At 41.3% G+C, this 383-nt stretch carries 1 protein-coding gene; it reads right to left on the minus strand.

The window, feature by feature from the left end; all coding sequences use genetic code 11:
- Positions 1 to 383: oligogalacturonate-specific porin KdgM family protein (locus tag RMT89_RS41500; RefSeq protein ID WP_315888933.1), on the minus strand; the 383-nt coding region annotated here is incomplete at both ends.

Below are 383 nucleotides of genomic sequence, written 5' to 3' on the forward strand. Positions count from 1 at the left end.
AGAGCTTTTATCGTTATTCGGTCTAGTTTCATAGTGATAACGTTGACGGAATGAAACATTCCAATCACTATTCACTCGATAACCTAAGGTCAGGTTAAATTGTTGACCGAATTTACTGTCATTCGACTCCCATTTATATTGGGGAGTTAAGGTGAATGAATCTGACAATTTATAAGCATAACTGATGTTGGCTTGCTGCCCATTGCCCGACATTTGATCAAAATCAAGAGGTGCAGCGTTGGTTTTACCCGTCTTAACATTTGACTTCCACTTTGCCTCGACTTCAAAGCCTATGCCATTTTTAAAACGATGGCTCACTGCAACTCGGTCAACGTTACTCGCGCCTTGCTCACCAAATTTTGGCTTGTATTCATGACGGACGT

It is taken from the genome of Streptomyces sp. P17, assembly GCF_032436805.1.
GTDB lineage: Bacteria > Actinomycetota > Actinomycetes > Streptomycetales > Streptomycetaceae > Streptomyces.